General features: G+C 64.7%; 16 protein-coding genes. 1 reads left to right on the top strand and 15 read right to left on the bottom strand.

Annotation, left to right across the window (positions count from 1 at the left end):
- Positions 1–12 precede the first annotated feature (12 nt).
- Positions 13–903: a delta(1)-pyrroline-2-carboxylate reductase family protein gene (locus tag RQP53_RS00080; protein WP_315647884.1), complete on the bottom strand. Its 891-nt coding sequence runs from the start codon at positions 901–903 to the stop codon at positions 13–15.
- Between the two features lie 2 nt (positions 904–905).
- The gene (locus RQP53_RS00075; protein ID WP_315647882.1) at positions 906–1715 is read right to left on the bottom strand and encodes a GGDEF domain-containing protein; all 810 of its coding nucleotides are present in this window, start codon (positions 1713–1715) and stop codon (positions 906–908) included.
- Positions 1716–1924: 209 nt separating this feature from the next.
- Between RQP53_RS00075 and RQP53_RS00070 the strand changes: the two genes are divergently transcribed.
- Positions 1925–4054 carry an acetyl-CoA hydrolase/transferase C-terminal domain-containing protein gene (locus RQP53_RS00070; RefSeq protein WP_315647881.1) on the top strand — a complete coding sequence of 710 codons (2130 nt, stop codon included), beginning with the start codon at positions 1925–1927 and terminating at the stop codon, positions 4052–4054.
- On the opposite strand, the gene RQP53_RS00065 is transcribed toward RQP53_RS00070, so the two are convergent.
- From RQP53_RS00065 to RQP53_RS00005, 13 genes are all read right to left on the bottom strand, one after another.
- Positions 4023–4649 (bottom strand): hypothetical protein, encoded by a 627-nt coding sequence (locus RQP53_RS00065; protein ID WP_315647880.1) that lies wholly within the window; start codon positions 4647–4649, stop codon positions 4023–4025. The two genes, RQP53_RS00070 and RQP53_RS00065, sit on opposite strands and share 32 nt — an antisense overlap.
- Complete coding sequence (locus RQP53_RS00060) at positions 4649–5374, bottom strand: hypothetical protein (protein WP_315647879.1); 726 nt, start codon at positions 5372–5374, stop codon at positions 4649–4651. Before RQP53_RS00060 ends, RQP53_RS00065 begins: the two co-directional genes overlap by 1 nt.
- The gene (locus tag RQP53_RS00055; RefSeq protein ID WP_315647878.1) at positions 5355–6803 is read right to left on the bottom strand and encodes a GspE/PulE family protein; all 1449 of its coding nucleotides are present in this window, start codon (positions 6801–6803) and stop codon (positions 5355–5357) included. The genes RQP53_RS00060 and RQP53_RS00055 overlap by 20 nt, the downstream gene beginning before the upstream one ends.
- 151 nt (positions 6804–6954) lie before the next feature.
- On the bottom strand, positions 6955–8154 hold the full coding sequence (locus RQP53_RS00050; RefSeq protein ID WP_315647877.1) for a type II secretion system F family protein: 1200 nt from the start codon (positions 8152–8154) through the stop codon (positions 6955–6957).
- A gap of 29 nt (positions 8155–8183) precedes the next feature.
- Positions 8184–8618, bottom strand: coding sequence for a type II secretion system major pseudopilin GspG (gene gspG / locus RQP53_RS00045; RefSeq protein WP_315647876.1), 435 nt, complete (start codon positions 8616–8618; stop codon positions 8184–8186).
- Positions 8615–9043, bottom strand: a complete 429-nt coding sequence (locus RQP53_RS00040) for a type II secretion system protein (protein ID WP_315647875.1) — start codon at positions 9041–9043, stop codon at positions 8615–8617. The genes gspG and RQP53_RS00040 overlap by 4 nt, the downstream gene beginning before the upstream one ends.
- Positions 9044–9098: 55 nt before the next feature.
- A complete protein-coding gene (locus RQP53_RS00035) occupies positions 9099–9509 on the bottom strand; it encodes a type II secretion system protein (protein ID WP_315647873.1) in 411 nt (136 codons plus the stop codon).
- A 7-nt stretch (positions 9510–9516) separates the two neighbouring features.
- On the bottom strand, positions 9517–10002 hold the full coding sequence (locus tag RQP53_RS00030; protein ID WP_315647871.1) for a prepilin-type N-terminal cleavage/methylation domain-containing protein: 486 nt from the start codon (positions 10000–10002) through the stop codon (positions 9517–9519).
- 12 nt (positions 10003–10014) lie between these two features.
- A complete protein-coding gene (locus tag RQP53_RS00025) occupies positions 10015–12192 on the bottom strand; it encodes a secretin GspD/PilQ domain-containing protein (RefSeq protein ID WP_315647870.1) in 2178 nt (725 codons plus the stop codon).
- 219 nt (positions 12193–12411) lie between these two features.
- Positions 12412–12942: a hypothetical protein gene (locus RQP53_RS00020; RefSeq protein WP_315647869.1), complete on the bottom strand. Its 531-nt coding sequence runs from the start codon at positions 12940–12942 to the stop codon at positions 12412–12414.
- A gap of 41 nt (positions 12943–12983) precedes the next feature.
- A complete protein-coding gene (locus tag RQP53_RS00015) occupies positions 12984–13571 on the bottom strand; it encodes a hypothetical protein (RefSeq protein WP_315647868.1) in 588 nt (195 codons plus the stop codon).
- 153 nt (positions 13572–13724) lie between these two features.
- A complete protein-coding gene (locus RQP53_RS00010; protein ID WP_315647866.1) occupies positions 13725–14096 on the bottom strand; it encodes a hypothetical protein in 372 nt (123 codons plus the stop codon).
- A 2-nt stretch (positions 14097–14098) separates the two neighbouring features.
- A partial coding sequence (locus RQP53_RS00005) for an RHS repeat-associated core domain-containing protein (RefSeq protein ID WP_315647865.1) occupies positions 14099–15245 on the bottom strand: 1147 nt, incomplete at its 5' end.

Here is a 15245-nt window from a genome sequence, read left to right as displayed (position 1 = left end):
CGGGCGCAGGCTTCAACCGAGCGCGCAATGCACGGCCGCCAGATCCCAGGCCGCGTGGCCCACGGTCTTGTAGGCCTTGGGGCCCGAAGGCAGCGCGAGGCGAGCGTCCAGCAGATCGGCCAAGCCACGCACTGACTGCCAATCGACACCGGCCTGCAGCAGATCACCGGCCTCGTGGCGGGCGCCATCGGCATCGTCGACAAAGACCTGGCGGCGGCGCAACTCCCCGCTGGGCAGTTCGGCCATCTGCGGTGTGAAGCTGCCAATGCCGACGATCAGCGTGGCGTCGGCGATGCCTTCAGGCAGCACCGGCGTCAGCGCCGTGGTGGCTGCCAGCACGCAGTCGCAGCGCTGCAGCGCATCAGGCAATGAAGCCGCCTGCAGGCCAGCCCGGGGCTGCTGGCGAACAAATGCTTCAGCCGCTGCCAGCGTGCGCCCGACCACGCGAATGCGCAGGCCCGGCCAGCGGCTCAGCAACGCCTCCAGATGGCTGGCCGCCTGCTGGCCGGTGCCGACCAGGGTCAGGTCTTGCGGGGGGCGGCCCAGCAGGGTTTCGATGCCCAGCAGGCTGACCGCGGCGGTGCGCCGCGCCGTCACCGTCGCGCCATCGAGCAAGGCCAGCGGCACGCCGGTAGCGGCGTCACTGGCCAGCACGCGGCCATGGATGGTGGGCAGACCCCGGGCTCGATTGGCCGGATTGACGCTGACCAGCTTGCAGATCGCATAGCGCTCATCGGTGCAAGGCATGGCCAGATAACTGCCGCCCTCGGGCAGCGGCAGCACACTGCGCGTGCAGCTGTGCAGCCGACCATCGCGCAGCGCCAGCATGGCCTCGGCCACGGCGGGAATCAGGCGTTCATAGGGCAGCCGTGCAGCGGTGGCCGCGGCATCCAGCAGCTGCATGCTCAGCCGCTGAACACGCTGGAGCGGCCCGGCAGCAGCCCGGCACCGGCGCGCACACAGTTGCGGCCCGAGGCCTTGGCGGCGTACAGCGCTTCGTCGGCGTCGTGGATCAGCTGATCCAAGGTCTGGTGCTCGATGCCCAGCGCCGCCACACCCACGCTGATGGACAGCGGCACCGATTTGCCATTCCAGCTGAGGTTCAGCGCCTCGACCCGCTCGCGGATGCGCTCGGCCACGTCCAGCGCGCCCAGCGGGTCGGTGTGCGGCAGAAAGACGATGAACTCCTCGCCGCCAAAGCGGGCCAGCACATCGGCCTGGCGCAGGGTCTCGCCGCTGACATCGGCGATCTGGCGCAGCACGGTATCGCCACAGAGGTGGCCAAAGCTGTCGTTGACGCGCTTGAAATGATCCACATCGATCAGCAGCAGCGCGCAGGCGGTGTCGTAACGACGCGCCCGCGCCCATTCACGGCCGACCTGCTCGAGAAAGTAGCGGCGGTTGAAGGTGCCGGTCAGCGCGTCCTGCGTGGCATGGCGCAGCATGCTCTTGCGCGCCTGTTCCAAGTGAACGACCAGGCGCAAGAAGACATAGCCGAACACCGAGGTGATGCTCAGCGCGCAGACGCTGGAGCTCACCGTGGCAATCGTCCGATTGCCCTGGCCCATCAGCGTGATCGCCAGCTGCGACATGCCTACCGCCAGCAACCAGACCGTGCCGCACAGCAGTAGCAAGGCACGCGTCATGCCCAGCTTCTGCACCCAGCGATCCAGCACCGGCAGCCAGCGTGGCTCATCGAACTGATCTGACTGCATCCCAATACCGAATCTTGTACAAGACCCGTATTGCAGCACAGGCGGAGGCTGCGGGCCGCCGAGCCCCCTAAAGCAGGGGCCGGCGACACGAAACAAAATGTCACAGCGCGGACATTCCATAACATGGCCACGCCCTCAACTTGTCACATATCAAGGCGACTAGGTCTTGGCGGCCCGACACTGGAGGCCAGAACAACGGAGACAAGCGCATGCAGCGATTCGATCGAATGGACGCCGCCATCGACGAGGTACTGGCCCGCCTGGGCGACGAGATCGTCATGGCCATCCCGCTGGGGCTGGGCAAACCCAATCCCTTCGTCAATGCGCTCTACCGCCGCATCAAGGCCGAGGGCAGCCGCCGGCTGAAGATCTTTACCGCGCTGTCACTGGAAAAGCCGGTCGGCAAGAGCGAGCTGGAGCAGCATTTCCTGGAGCCGCTGGTCGAGCGCGTGTTCGCCGACTACCCGGACCTGGACTATGTGAAGGACTCCCGCGCCGCCGCCCTGCCGCCGAACATCGAGGTTCACGAGTTCTTTCTGAAGACCGGCGACTACCTGGACAACAGCGCGGCCCAGCAGGCTTACGTGAGCACCAATTACAGCTTTGTGGTGCGCGACATGATGGCGCTGGGCGTCAACCTGATCGCCCAGGCCGTGGCGGCAAGACCTGACCCCACAGCGCCCGAGGGGCCACCGCTGCTCAGCCTCAGCTGCAATCCCGACCTGACCCTGGACCTGATCGAGAAGATGGCTGCTGCCGGCCGGCCGCTGCTGCGGGTGGCCGTGCTGAACGAGCAGCTGCCCTTCATGGGCGGCACCGCCTTGTGCCCGGCGCGCCATGTCGATCTGCTGATCGACGCCCCGGGCAGCAGCCACGCGCTGTTTGCGCCGCCGAATGCCGCCGTCGGCTGGGCCGACTATGCGATCGGCCTGCACGCAGCCAGCCTGGTACCCGATGGCGGCACGCTGCAGATCGGCATCGGCTCGCTCGGCGATGCGATTGCCCAGGCGCTGATCGTGCGCGAGCAGAACAACCCGGCCTTTCGTCACATCCTCAGCTCGCTGTGCCCCGACGGCAGCGCCGAGCGCGAACTGCAGCGCTTTGATCAAGGCCTCTACGGCTGCTCGGAAATGTTCGTCAACGGCTTCATGCGCCTGATTGACGCCGGCCTCCTGCGCCGCGAGGTGTTCGACGACCTCGGCCTGCAGCAGCTGGCCAATCTGGGCGTGCTCGGCGAGGCCCCCAATCTCAGTGCCCTGCAGGCCCTGCTGGCCAGCGGCCGCATTGCCAGCCCCCTGCACGCCGAGGATCTGCGCTTTCTGCAGCACTGTGGTCTGCTGCGGACAGAGGTGCGCCTGATCGGCGAGGAACTGCATGCCGAGGGTCAGGTCTTCAGCGCGCGGCTGGATGAGCGCAGCGCGGTGCAGGCGCTGCAGCCTCTGCTCGGCACCCGCTGGCGCGGTGGTCAGGTGATGCACGGCGGTTTTTTCCTCGGCCCGCGCGATTTCTACCAACGGCTGCGCGATCTCAGCGATGAGGAGCGCGCCCGCATCGCGATGACGCGGATCGGCTTCATCAACGAGCTGTATGGCGATGGGCTGGCCAGCGAGCAGCTGAAGCGGGCACAGCGCGTCAAGGCGCGCTTCATGAACACGACGATGCAGATGACGCTGCTGGGCGCCGCGGCCTCCGACGCGCTGGACCCGGCGCGGGTGGTGTCTGGCGTGGGCGGCCAGTACAACTTTGTTGCCATGGGCCATGCGCTGCCCGACGCCCGCTCCATCCTGATGCTGCGCGCGACTCACGACAACCACCAGGGCCTGCGCAGCAGCATCGTCTGGGACTGTGCCAACACGACGATTCCGCGCCATCTGCGCGATATCGTCATCACCGAATACGGCGTTGCCGATCTGCGTGGCCAATGCGATGCCGAAGTCATCAAGCGCCTGCTGGCCATTGCCGACTCGCGCTTCCAGGACGAGCTGCTCGCCACCGCCAAGGCCCACGGCAAGCTGGCCGCCGACTACCAGCTGCCCGAGCGCTATCGCGCCAATCTGCCGGCCACGCTGCGCGAACGGCTGCGCCCCTGGCGCAATGAAGGCCTGCTGCCCGACTTCCCCTTCGGCACCGACCTGACGGCCGATGAGCTAGTGATCGTGCGCACGCTCAAAAAGCTCAAGCACGCCAGCGCCCATCCGCTTGAACTGGTGCTGATGATCCTGAAGAGCCTCAGCGGCGAGCGCCCGGTGCCGCAGGCCTACCTCGAGCGGCTGGGGCTGGACCAGGCCAATAGCTTCAAGAAGCAGTTCATGAAGCGGCTGTTTGCGGTGAATCTGTAGGCCAGATCGGCTTTGCGAGCCGCTTGGCCGCGCTTGAAGCGTCGATGGCCGAGTGTTGCCCGGGGCTCTCCAATCGCACAGGCAAGATGGCCTGAATCGAGGCGACGCCAGCGTTGCCGGCGCTATTGCGCATCTGCAGCAGCTGCCAGGGCCGGCCTGGCTCTCCGGCATTGAGCTGATCGATGAAGCTCAGCAACTCCGCCTGGCTCTGGTATTCCACTTCCGCACGCAGCCGGGCCTCAGCAGTGATCAGCTCAAACTGAGTGAGTCGGAGGCCAGGTCGCAAGTTCGACTCCAGCGCATGCAGCACCCCTTGCAGCGGGAAAGCCGCTGAGCGCCAGAGCAGTTCGGCCTGCTTTTGGTAGGGCTTGGGCGCTAGAGCGGCGGCGCGCAGCCGCAGTCGCTCGGCATCGCTCGCTTGCTCGGTGGCGCGTTGGTCGGCTTGCTGCGTGCGCAGTTTCTGCAAGGCCCGGTAGTCCCGCCAGCCCAATGCGCTGAGCAGCAGCGTGAGTGCCAAGACCAGCACCAGCAGGCCGCAGAGCAGGCGTTGTGGCCACGGCGATGGCGGCACAAAGCTCATATTTAACGAGTGCATCAGCGCTCCATGCTCACGAACGAGCTCAGGGCCAGGCCTGTCGGCAGCCCGCTGACATCGCTGCCGGAACGGTTGGCCCGAAGCACCAGCAGTGGCGCCACCCGATCGGGCGCGAGCGATGACGAGAATTGCATGCGTCTGTACCCAGCCTTGGCGGACTCTATGTCGTATGAAGGTGCCAGGGTGCTGACCTGCTCAAACTGACCACCACGGCCTCGCAGCACCGTCAATGCATCGCAGTCCTGCACCCCAATGCACTGCAGCTCAGGCCTAATTTTGAGCAGACAATTCAAGGCGTTCATCCACCAAGGCGCCAGCATCTGCAGCGGCAGACCTGCAAGTTGCTGCAAGATCGCATCCAATACCCGCTTTTCAAGGGCCATGCCGATTTGAGCCAGCGTAGAGGCCGGCTTCACCATTCGGAGCTCGAGCTCACCATCGAGCGCACAACCCTGCCTGGCGATGGCAAGCGCGGCGCGCCGCCGTTCAGCCCCATCCTTCAGCTCCGGCATGGCTGGCAGCAGAAAAGGTCGGCAAAGTCCGCCACTGAGCCAGACGCGAAGCGCAGCCTTGGGCTTGATCTGCTCGGCCAGCGATGCAACGCCAACGAGCGCGTCGTCGAATCCCGCATGTGACCGCGCCTGGAGCACGTCTGCCCCCTGCGCAAGCAAGGTCGCCCGCGTTCCGATGTAGAGGTCTGAAACCTCAGAGCCAGCCAACCACACGCTTGATCTCCTCTGCACTGCTGATGCCGCCAATCACGAGGCGCGCGGCCTGCGTCGAAAGACTGCTTGTCCCTTGCCTTGCGATGTGCTCGCGCAATGCGGACACCGGCTGCATGCCAATCACCAGGTCCCGAAAGCCGTCGTCGATCAGATGAACTTCGGCGATGACCAAACGCCCGCGATAGCCAGTGCCATTGCATTGATCGCAGCCCTGCGCGTCCGGCACCGACTGCGCATGAAAACCAAGGCCGGACAGCCAACGTGACTCGCGGTCTGTCGGAACTCGTGCCGACACGCAGTGCGAGCACAGCCGGCGAACCAGGCGTTGCACCACCACGCCATTGAGAGATGCCATGAAGCCGAACATATCGAGCCCGAAGTGGCGGAAACGCCCGGTCACGTCATAGATGCTGTTGGCATGGACAGTGGTGAAGACCTGGTGCCCGGTCAGCGCCGACTGCACCGCGATCTCCGCCGTTTCGGCGTCGCGAATCTCGCCGACCAGAATGCGGTCTGGATCGTGCCGCAGGATGGAGCGCAGTCCTTTGGCAAAGGTCAGCCCCTTACGTTCATTGACCGGGATCTGCAGCACACCGGGCAGCTCGTATTCGACCGGATCCTCGATGGTGATGATCTTCTCGATGCCGGTGTTGATCTCAGCCAGGGTGGCATAGACGGTGGTGGTCTTGCCGCTGCCCGTCGGCCCCGTGACCAGCAGCATGCCATGCGGTAGTTCGGCCAGCTCACGGATCCGCATGGCGCTGTCGGCATCAAAACCCAACAGATCCAGGCTCACCGCAGCGGCCCGGCCGCGCAACTGCGCCTTGTCGAGCAGGCGCAGCACGGCATCCTCGCCAAACACGCTGGGCATGATGGATACGCGCAGATCGATCGGCCCCTCGGGCATCTGGAAGCGGAAGCGTCCATCCTGTGGCATGCGCGTCTCGGTGATGTCGAGCTGCGCCATAACCTTGATCCGCGAAATCACCTCCGCGGCACGCTGGTTGTCGTCCAACTGTGCGAACGGGCGCATCACACCGTCCTGTCGAAGCTTCACGACCACCCCTGTGCGGCCGCATTCGAAGTGGATGTCGCTGGCACCGCCGCGGAAGCCGGCGTCGATGGCTGCATCGACGAACTCGACCACCGGCCCGGTCGCATCCCGCCTTGCAGCCGGCGCCTGATTGCCGGCGGGCACCGCCAGCCACTGCTGCAGTTGCGCGGTCGTTGCGGCCAGTAGCTCGGGAACCTCCCCCAAGGCCGTTGTCGCCTGGCGCAGCACCCGCTCGTCCCAGGGGTCGGCCATGGCCAGACGCCAGCGTGACGCGCCCGCATCGCGCAGCGGCACGCATTGCCAGCTGCGGCACTGCTCCAGCGGCAGGCGGCTGAAATCGGCACTCGAGGCGGCAGCCGTCTGCAGCACGGCCACACCTGCCTCGTTCTGAAGGCGCAGCAGCAGGGCCTGAGGGTCGTCGCTGACACGTAGCAAGGCATCCAGAACCGTACCCGCGCCCGCTTGTTGCTGGCGCCGTGCCACTTGGACTTGTTCGATCAAGCTTGTCGTCACAGGCTGGCTTTCATCAGGAAACACTGGTCGCCACATCAAAGATGGGCATGTACATCATCACCACCAGCCCGCCGACCAACAGCGCCACCAGCAATAGCAGCACCGGCTCCACAAGGCGAGTGGTCCGCTCTATGAAGGTCGAGAAGTTTTGCGCGTGCCGCTCGGCAATGGTCTGCAGGATGCGGTCGAAATTGCCGGTGCGTTCACCAACCGCGAGCAGGCGCCGCGTGACAAGGTCGGTCAGGCCGGCCTCGCCGAGCGCCGCCGAAACGCGCTGCCCCTGCATCAGCGCCATCTCGGCCTGCAGCATGCGTTCGCGAAGCCCGGCGCCAAGCTCCAGCCCGGCGCACAAACGCAAGGCCTCGTCCAAGGCATAGCCACCACGGTACATCAGCGTCAGCGAATGGAAAAGTTTGGCCAGCAGGAATTCATCCCACTGCCGCCGCAGCGGGCCAATGCTCAGCAGCGCTGCACGCAGCATGTCTTGCAGGCGGCCGCTGCGCCAGGCCCAGGCCATGCCTAGCAACAGCAGTGCAAGCGCCAGCAGCACCCAGCGAAGCCTGCCCTGCAGCAGCTGACTCAGCCCCAGCAGCATCGAGGTCACGGTGCTGCGCTGGCCGTGCAGGCCGTTGTAGATCTGCGAGAAGCGAGGCACGACGAAAAGCAGCAAGAACAGGCTGATCAGCGTACCCAGGCCCACCACCAAGGCGGGATAGATGGACGCGCTGATCAGCTGCTTGCGCAGGCGCTCGAGCATCTCGTGATAGCCCAGGTAGTCGTTGAGCGCGTCGACCAGATTGCTGGTCCGCTCGCTGGCACGCACGCCAGCGATCAGCACAGCAGGAAAACTGCCGGTTGATTGCATGGCCTGCGACAGCGACTGCCCCTCTCGCAGTCGGGCAAGCAAGTGCTCATGCCATTGGGCCCGCGTCTGTCCCACCATTGCAGCCATCATCTGAGTGTTCAAGGTCTCCACAGCCTCAACCACGGTCATGCCCGCCATCAGCAAGGTACGCAGCTCCCTGGCCCACCACGCCACATCGAGCCGCCCTCGAGGCAAGCGCGTGCTGCGCTGCTTCACCGCTTCGGCCGAGAGCAGCACCTCTGGTCCAGCGGCAAAGCGCGCTTCGAGCTCGGCCTTGGACGCAGCATCGACACGCGCTTCTCGCACCTCGGCGCTGCGCGGGTCAAAGAGGCGAATCAGGAAGTCCATCGGCGATGCTGAGCCTGGTGCAGAAGGTTTCAGGGCGCGCTGATGTCGGCGTCATCGCCCGTGCCACCCAGAGCACGATCCTTGCCCAGGCTGACGAGGTCAAAGTCGCGCCCATTGCTGCCCGGTTGCCGGTACTGATAGGGCGTGCCCCAGGGATCCAGGGGCACGACACCTTTCAGGTAGGGGCCGCGCCAGCGTCCGTCGTTGGCGGGAGCAACGGTGAGCGCTTGCAGGCCCTCACCCGCAGTCGGATAGCGCCCCATATCAATCCGAAAGCCCTGCAGGGCCTTGTCCAGTGCATCGATCTGCGCTCGCGCCGTCGTGACCTCGGAACGTGACAACTGGCCGACGAAACGCGGTGCGACGATGCCTGTCAGCATCCCGATGATCAGAATCACCACCAGCAACTCCAGCAAGGTGAAACCGCGACGGTACCGATCGCGCCAGCCCATCATCTTCTTCATTGCCTCAACTCCTCCGGGCCAAATTTCCAGTCACTGTAATGATCGGCCACTGGCAGTCGCGCCATGCCAAGCTCGATCGTCTGCCGCTGCAGCGGCCGCTCCGCCCCTTGGCTGTAGACAGCTCTGATTCGTCCGGCGGCATCAAGCACCGTCCCCCAGGGGCGGCTGGGCATCATCGGGTCTGGATAGAGCCGACGCATATGTCGTGTCAGTCCGATGAAGCGGCGATCATCAAGCAGATCCTCCAGCCTGGCGGGGTACTCCTTGGCCAGGCCAGGCGAGCCATCACGGTAGGCTTCAATGGCGGCGGCATACAGACCTCCAACACGCAGCAACTCAGCCTCCTGCTCGCGCTGCGTCTGCTGCGCCCACAGCGGCCCCACGGCGGCCATGCCAAGCCCCATCAGCGCCACCAGCAGCAGCATGAAGACCAGGCTAAAGCCGGCCTGTGATGATCCACGATGCCCGTCGCGATATCGTTCACCACTGCGCATAGGCGGTCCCGTCGCTGCCCCTGCCGGGGGCACCACTGCGCACATCGCGGATCCCGGTACCGGCCTGCAAGCCGCTTGCCACATCCGTTCTGGCCTGTGCCTGAATCAAGACCCAGCTGTCGGCACGCCCGGTGATCGGGTCGATCGGCAGGGCCCGCAAATAGTGCTGCACTACCAGTTCGTCCAGAGCCTTGGGATAGCGCCCCTGATCGGCATGAAACTGATCGATCGCCAGGCGCAGGGCCTGCAGGTCATGGCGCAGGGCCACATCGCGCGCATGGTCCAGGTGCTGGATGTAGCGCGGCGCAGCGACTGAAAGCAGCAAGCCGATGGCAGCGAGCACCACCAGCAACTCGATGATGGTGAAGCCCCACCGCGATCTCGAAAGCCTTTTCACGCTGACCTCACCATTGGCTCAAGGGAATGCCGTTGAGCCCCGTCCCTGTGGCCCGCGAATACACGTCGTAGACCTCGTTGCCAGCTTGCGGCTTGTCCGCGTCCGAGGCATAGCTCCTCAGGCCCCAGGTCTGCTCAGCCGGCAGACCAGGCTCGGCGAAGGGATCTCGTGGCACCCTGCGCAAAAAGCGCCGCAGCTCACCTTGATGCGAAGCGCGTTGATCTTCATGTGCCTCGGTCAATTCCTTCAGGCTGGCGGGATAGGGCGGCCCCTTGCGTGCTTGAACAATCACGCCCTGCTCGCAGGCCTGCCTGTAGCCATCGATGGCATCGCGGATCTCCCACAGGGCACGACGCAACTCGCGTTCACGTTCGCGTTGCACCGTCATTTCCGCCAGTGGCATGGCCAGCCCCGCCAACAAGCCCATCACGGCCAGCACAACCAACAGCTCCACCAGCGTGTAGCCGCGAAATCGACGACTTGACGCGCGCATACACGCCACCGGTCAGCGCACTTGCAGCGTCAGCGCTGCGGGCAGTTGCGGGGCAAGCTCGGTGGCACGCAGCAACAGCGGTCTAGCCGCATCCAGGCGCAGCTCCGCCGCACCGGCGGCCAAAGCCTTGAAGCGCAGGCGCAGCGCCGTGCCCTTGCCCGCCATGCCGGTGGCGCTGTTGCGCATCACACCGAATCGTAAATGCCCATCCTTGCCCTCACCGCCGGCGCGAGACACGCTGGTCGCTGCACCGTCCTGCTTGTAGAACTCGCCCTCCGTCGCTTCCAAGAGCTGCAACTTGTCCGGCGCAAAACTCAGCTCCAGCATTGCACCACGGAGGCTCTCATTGCCATCCTGCAGAAGCTGAACGTCGAACACTTCGCCTTGGCGGATTTCTGTGGGCGCAATCCAGCGGTACTGCAGAGTACTGACTGCACTTGCAGCGCCTGCTTCAGCGGCGAGTGGCTGGGCCGCCATGGGGGCGGGCGCCAAGGCAGTCGCACTCTCAGGCGCAGTGGCCCGCTGCCCGCCAAGCCCACCAATCGGGCGCATCCTGGGCATCTGGTCCGTGCCCACCCACAACTCGGTCTCACTGGCATCAGGCTGGCGGATATTGCGCAGTACATGGGGCGTGATGGCCAGTACCAGTTCGGTGCGCTTGGTCGTGTCGGTCGTGTTGGAGAAGAGGCGCCCCAGAGCCGGCAAGTCGCCCAAGCCCGGCACCCGTGTGGCACTGCTGCCCTCATCCTTGCTGATCAGGCCGGCCAGCAGCTGGGTTTCGTTGTCACGCAGGCGCAGCAGCGTGCTGGCATTGCGGGTGCCGATCTGATAGGCCAAGGTACCGGACTGGGTCTTGGTGGCCGTGCCCAAGGTGCTGACTTCGAGCGCAATGCGCATGGCCACCTCATCATTGGCATAGACCGTTGGCTCCACCTCGAGCTTCAGACCAACGTCGATATAGCTGACGGTATCGGCCACAAAGCCGGCTTGGCCCGTGGTGGCCGAGACGACCGGGATCTTGTCCCCGATCATGATCTTGGCCTTCTCCTTGCTGCGCGCTCGAATCTTCGGGTTGGCCAGGGTCGTGAAGTCACCCACCTCACGGCGAAGGTGCACAGTCGCACTGCCCACGCCCAGCGTGATGCGATCACGCGTCAGGTCGCGCACATTGCCCAGCGTCAGATTGGCCTGCCCGGCCGGTGGCAGTGCGGTCAGGCTGAAAGCATTGGGCAGGGCCACGCCCAGCTCGGACAGCCGGTTGCTGCTGACCTCCAGCACTTCGACATCGAGCAGCACCTCGGGTTCACCGGCGTCGTACAGCGCAATCAAGCGTTCGGCCAGCTGGATGTTCTCAGGCGACTCGCGCAGCGCCACCATATTGGTTCGTTCGTCGACAAAGGGGTCGCGAATCTTCAGCATGGCCTTCAGAAAGGCGGCGGCGCCTTTTGCATCGGCACTGGCGATGTAGAACACCCGCAGCACCTGCTCCTGGTATTCGCGCTGCTTGTCCGGCGTGTTGGGATAGACCAGCACCGTCTTGTCGTCGATCACCTTCTTGGCGAGCTGGTTGGTGCCAATGATCAGGTCCAAGGCGTCTTCAACTCGCGCGCCGCGCAGAAAAACGGTGACCCGGGCATCGGGGCGAATGTCCTTGTCGAGAATGAAGTTGATGCCGCTGTTGCGCGTCACCACATCGAGCACCGTGCGCAGGCTGGCGTCACGGAAGTCCAGCGAGATCGGTCGCGACTCTGCCAGGCCGCCCAGCTGTTGACGCAGTTGCTGCTGACGCGACTCGCCCTCGATGCGGTGTTGCAGTGCCAACAAGCCGGCGTGCCGGCTGTTGTCCTTCAAGGCGCTGGCAATGGTGCGCAGCGCCTGCTCAGGCTGCTTACGCGCCAGCTGGGCCTGAGCCTCGTCCAAGGCCTGGGACTGGCGCCGCTCAACAAGCAGGCCGGCAAGCAGGCTGCGCACCCGCGCATTGCCGGGGTCCAGCGCATCGGCACGCTCCAGCGTGCGCTGAGCTTCGTCCAATTGCTTGGCCTGCAACTGGGCCTCGGCCTGGCTCAGCAGCTTCAAAGCCACCTCGGTGCGAGCCTGCACCAGACCGCTGCGCAGCGCCACACTCTCGGGATGCTGACGCAGGCCTTCTTCCAGGCCACGCAGGCCATGCTCGTAGGCACCAGCGGCCAAGGCCTGCTGCGACTCGTTGCGGATTCGCTGCTCAGCGCAGCCACCCAATGCCGCTGCGCAAAGCAATGCGATCAGCACATGGCGCTGTGCGACAGGCCGCCGCCCGCCCGTCCATGCAATCCCTGCTCTCCCGCCATCTGCCAGCGGCAAGAAGGCCTTTCCCTCGAAATGCTGCATATCGTTCTTTTGCTCGTGAGAGGTGGGCGCAAGACCCAGGCCTCAAGGTGCTGGCTGCGATTCTGCCGAAGGGATCGCCAGATTCAATCGGGTTCCTGCCGGGGGGTAGCGCAGCACCACCGTCTCGGCCTTGATCGCTTCGACGACAAAGCCCTCGTCTAACTGTGTACCGGCGGTGATGGCGAATTCCTTGTTGTCGCCATGACGGCTCAGATAGACCATGGGCTCGCCATTGGGGGCCACGAAGCGCCCCAGGAAGCGGTAGTTCAGCATCGGTGTCTGCGGCGCGGCCGGCGCTGGTACGGCGGCTTGCACAGGCGTGAGCTTGGGCGGCGGAGGCTGCACGCCTAGGAAGAGATCCGCTTCGGCAGCTTCCAATGTTTGCCGTGGCAGTTCCGCCGGCAGCGTCAGCGCGGCCGTAACCGAAGTGGGAGGCACGTTCAAGCCGGCGCCCGCTTCAGGCGAGGCCAGGCTTACTCCCCGCGGCTCCACAAGCGGGGACTGCTCGTCGTTCGCGGGCAGCAGCAGGGACAACAGCGTCAGGCACACGCTGCCACCCAGCAGCCAGCGCATCCACGGTCGCAGGCCCGCAATACTCGCTTTTGGCGTCACGCTCACGGCCTGTTGCCAGCAAGTGCAGCTGGGTCTGCGACGCCCGCCAGACTGGCGCTTCGATCCATGCGCCACGCAGCGCCGCCCGGCCCCGCGATCAGCACCAGATCCAGTTCCGCCACCATCGTGCCGCTCAGCCCGTCGCGCCTTTGCATCCGCAAGCCACGCAGCACCAAATGTCGCGGATGCCGTGCCAGCATGTCAGCCAGCATCCGCTTCAGGTCCGCATAGCTGCCAGCAACACTGGCATGCATGCAGGCCACTTCGATCGACGCCGCCAGGTCTTGACAGGCGTCCGGCAGTACAGCCACTGCTTCCAGCACCAGGCGTGCCACAGCCACCCGTTCGCGCAGGTCAGTGATGAAGGCCTCGGGCGTTGGGGCGTGACCGGACTTCTCGACGAAATCCTGTTCCCGCACTGGATTCGCCAGAGCTGCAGGACTAGCCTGCCCGGCATTGACTATGGCCTCTGACGCCTGTGCCGCGACCAGCGTGTGGCGGACATAGGCGAACAGCGCTGCGGCCAGAGCGAGCGGTATCAGGGCCAACAAAAGTACCCGTGGTGAGGGAAGAACGGTCAATGGGCGCACGAGTCAAGCTTGGGTTCAAAGGGTTTGACGCGAGCGGCGCGTCTTGCGCGGATACTAGTGGCTATGCATGGTGAAGGCTGCGAGGACTTCAAATTTAAGGCCTGACCCCATTGCCCCGGTGACCCCATTGCCCCCCTGGCTGCCCTACCTGGCTCAGCGATCCCCAGGATCTTCGCCGCCGCCGTCGCGCTCTGTCCGCCCTTGACCGGTCGCACCACCTCGAGTTTGAACTCCAGCGTGTCCCGCACCCACGTTGCCTTTTTCACATCCGTTCTCCCTGCCTGCATTCAACCACTCAGGAAGTGATCCGGCTTTCAGGGGCAAGGTCAACCGCAACAGTTTGAGCAAAAGCGCAACTCCATATCCGCTGACCGCCCCGAGGGCAATAAAAAGCTTCGCGTCTAGCCAGTTGTGACCGCCTGGCCATGCATTCAGCGCAATCAGTCCCACGCCGATGCCAATGCCCACCAGCACAACATCGAACGCGACTGACGGACGCTTCGCGCCGTCCTTCAACTGGTCCAAAATCAGGATCCTTCCTTCTTCGGCGGAGCGCAAATCGCTTTGCAGCCCACCTGAGTGCCGGCTGACTTCCCCGCCCATTCGAGCAGCTTTCTACCAAGGCCAGTTGGCAATGGACCACCTGGCCCGAGCCAACCGCACGTTGTCTCGCAGAGGCTGACGTCGATCTGGCCTTGTGTCCGGTTCTCGGATGGCGCCGGCCGCACGCCAGCCGCGCACTCGGCAGTCACACATTGATTCCTGCCATATGAATACTCGCCAGACCGACTCTGTGGAGGAACATGACACGACGCGTCACCCGCACCGTTGCAGACTGTTCCATCTGCGTAAGTGTATTCTTCGTAGCCAGCTCTCTGATGTGCGAGCCGGCGCCCCTGTTTGGTACCGTCGTGCTGGTGAAGCAATTCATTAAAGAGATACCCAAACGCCCCGGTCACCGCCCCATTACTAAACCGCCCTCCTCCAAGCACGGCGCCAGTACCACCGACCACGGCGCTGATGATAGTGCCCTCGACCTTGGCACTCAAATCAGTTCCTGCCCTCGCCGACAAGCCCTTCATATAGCTCGTGGAACTCACAGCCTTGCTGAACGCGGCGCTCAAGGCCCCGGCCCCGCACTCGCCGCCGCCAGCCATGCTCGTCACGCAGCCGACCACGCCATGCAGTGCAACCGATGCCGGTGTGCTCCATTCGACAGCACCCTTGCCGCCCGCACTCAGGAAATCGCCACCGCTGATCAGATTGCCGGCCATATTGAACATGCCTGCACTGAAGGCCCCCTGCAACCCTCCCTGCAAACTGCCACCGCTGGCAATGGCGCCTGAGATAAAGCCTGCTGTCGCCGCGTTTGCAACACCAGCCCCAGTGAAGCCCGTGAACGGCCCGCCTGCGCCGCCCAGCGCGATGGACCATGCCAAGCCGATGAACGGCCTGAGCTCTGGAACTTCATGGGCCACATAGGCCGATGTGACCGCCAAGAACACGAACAGCGCGTCATCGATACCGAAGAAATACCCACTCGGATCCGTGCACCCCATCGGGTTGTTGTAGCAATACCCGTAGCGGTTGTAGTTCTGCAGATTGAATGGGTCCTGCAGCATCGGGTCGGCCTGCAGGAACACGCCCAGGCGCGGGTCGAACAGCCGGCCGTTC

This window comes from Roseateles aquae, assembly GCF_032337115.1.
GTDB classification, from domain to species: Bacteria; Pseudomonadota; Gammaproteobacteria; order Burkholderiales; family Burkholderiaceae_C; genus Roseateles_C; species Roseateles_C aquae.
The sequence above is the reverse complement of the archived record's forward strand: the minus strand, read 5'-3'. Positions and strand labels throughout refer to the sequence as shown.

Coding starts and splice junctions, on each gene's coding strand:
- RQP53_RS00020 (WP_315647869.1), bottom strand. CDS start 12,942: ATGCGCTGGCTGCTGGGTGGCAGCGTGTGCCTGACGCTGTTGTCCCTG.
- RQP53_RS00080 (WP_315647884.1), bottom strand. CDS start 903: ATGCAGCTGCTGGATGCCGCGGCCACCGCTGCACGGCTGCCCTATGAA.
- RQP53_RS00050 (WP_315647877.1), bottom strand. CDS start 8,154: ATGGACTTCCTGATTCGCCTCTTTGACCCGCGCAGCGCCGAGGTGCGA.
- RQP53_RS00040 (WP_315647875.1), bottom strand. CDS start 9,043: ATGCTGCTGCTGGTGGCGCTGATGGGGCTTGGCATGGCCGCCGTGGGG.
- RQP53_RS00030 (WP_315647871.1), bottom strand. CDS start 10,002: ATGCGCGCGTCAAGTCGTCGATTTCGCGGCTACACGCTGGTGGAGCTG.
- RQP53_RS00065 (WP_315647880.1), bottom strand. CDS start 4,649: ATGCACTCGTTAAATATGAGCTTTGTGCCGCCATCGCCGTGGCCACAA.
- RQP53_RS00075 (WP_315647882.1), bottom strand. CDS start 1,715: ATGCAGTCAGATCAGTTCGATGAGCCACGCTGGCTGCCGGTGCTGGAT.
- gspG (WP_315647876.1), bottom strand. CDS start 8,618: ATGAAGAAGATGATGGGCTGGCGCGATCGGTACCGTCGCGGTTTCACC.
- RQP53_RS00070 (WP_315647881.1), top strand. CDS start 1,925: ATGCAGCGATTCGATCGAATGGACGCCGCCATCGACGAGGTACTGGCC.